The following is a 1,318-nucleotide window of genomic DNA, read 5'->3' as shown; positions in this document are numbered from 1 at the left end:
AAGATGGTTCGCTTTCAGGCAATCTATTAACGAATGCCGCAAGCACCGACGGCACGCCCGTTATTACGGAATTTACCGTGGGCGGCAATACTTTTACCGTCGATCCACTGGGTACAACCGCAACATTAGCCGAGGGTGAATTAACCATTAATCCTAATGGCTCGTTTACGTTTGTACCAACAGCTGACTACAACGGTCCAGTGCCTGAAGTCCTTTATACGATTTCAGATGGTGTCAATACTGATACGTCTACCTTGAATATCGACGTGACGCCAGAATCTGATTTAACCGATGACAACGAAACTCTGAGTGTTCCAGAAGATGGCACGTTAAACGGTAACTTGCTCACCAATGCGGCCAGCACTGACGGTACGCCAGTTATTACGGAATTTACAGTGGACGGCAATACTTTTACTGTCGATCCGCTAGGTACAACGGCGACTCTTACTGAAGGCTCTCTCACCATTAATCCTAATGGCACGTTTACGTTTGTACCCACGGCTGACTACAACGGCCCTGTACCTGAAGTGCTTTATACGATTTCTGATGGCGTCAATACTGATACGTCTACCTTGAATATCGACGTGACGCCAGAGTCTGACTTAACCGATGACAACGAAACCCTCAGTGTACCAGAAGATGGTTCGCTTTCAGGCAATCTATTAACGAATGCGGCAAGCACTGACGGTACGCCTGTGATCACTGAATTTACAGTGGGCGGCAATACTTTTACTGTCGATCCGCTAGGTACAACGGCAACATTAACGGAAGGCGAGTTAACCATTAATCCTAATGGCACGTTTACCTTTGTGCCAACAGCCGATTACAACGGAGCTGTACCTGAAGTGGTTTATACCGTTTCTGATGGTGTGAATACTGAAACCTCCACACTCAATATCGAGGTGACGCCTGAGTCTGATTTAACGGATGATAACGAGACTCTATCAGTAGCAGAAGATGGTTCACTTTCAGGTGATCTATTAGCCAATGCTACTAGTACCGACGGTACACCAACCATCACGGAATTCACGATAGGTGGCAATACCTTCACCGTAGATCCGCAAGGTACCACCACAACATTAGCGGAAGGTGAATTAACCATTAATCCAAATGGCACGTTTACCTTTGTACCGACAGCCGATTATAACGGTCCAGTACCTGAAGTGGTTTATACCGTTTCTGATGGTGTGAATACTGAAACCTCCACACTCAATATCGAGGTGACGCCTGAATCTGATTTAACGGATGATAATGAAACATTAACGATCGGTGAAGATAATACGCTCAACGGTAACTTGCTCACCAATGCGGCCAGCAC

At 46.3% G+C, this 1,318-nt stretch carries 1 protein-coding gene; it reads left to right on the top strand.

The annotated features are described in order from the left end of the window. Positions 1–1,318: cadherin-like domain-containing protein (locus tag B0X80_RS20195; protein WP_139345361.1), on the top strand; the 1,318-nt coding region annotated here is incomplete at both ends.

Source organism: Pseudocolwellia agarivorans (assembly GCF_002000085.1).
Classification (GTDB): domain Bacteria; phylum Pseudomonadota; class Gammaproteobacteria; order Enterobacterales; family Alteromonadaceae; genus Pseudocolwellia; species Pseudocolwellia agarivorans.
The sequence above is the reverse complement of the archived record's forward strand: the minus strand, read 5'-3'. Positions and strand labels throughout refer to the sequence as shown.